1 protein-coding gene is annotated in these 468 nt (G+C 56.8%); it reads left to right on the top strand.

Annotated features, from left to right (window positions below):
- The coding region (locus tag WG929_RS20970; RefSeq protein ID WP_416207622.1) for an integrase core domain-containing protein at positions 1–468 on the top strand (468 nt) is incomplete at both ends.

Here is a 468-nt window from a genome sequence, read left to right on the forward strand (position 1 = left end):
CCGTTACATTGTGGCCTGGATGCTGTCACGCAAGGAAAACAGTGCGCTGTCCAGCCAGCTGATCATGGAAGCGCATGAACGTTATGACATACAACCCGGTACGCTCACGCTGCATCAGGATCGTGGCACCCCCATGACCGCCCACTGCTATCTGGATTTGCTGGGTGAGTTGACGATGACGGCCAGTCATAGCCGCCCCCGAGTGAGCAACGACAACGCGATGAGTGAAGCACAGTTCAAGACCCTGAAATATCAGCCGGACTACCCGGGCCGCTTCGACAGCTACGACCATGCGGTACATTGGAATGAGGACTATGTCCGCTGGTACAACCATGATCACCACCACAGCAGCCTGGCCGGTTTTACGCCCCATCAGGTGTTTAGCGGGGAATACCTTGAAATCGCTCACCTCCGGCAAGCGGCACTGGACGAGATGTACGCTCAGCACCCGGAGCGCTTCAGTAAAGG

The organism is Oceanobacter antarcticus (assembly GCF_044962685.1).
GTDB classification, from domain to species: domain Bacteria; phylum Pseudomonadota; class Gammaproteobacteria; order Pseudomonadales; family Oceanobacteraceae; genus Oceanobacter; species Oceanobacter antarcticus.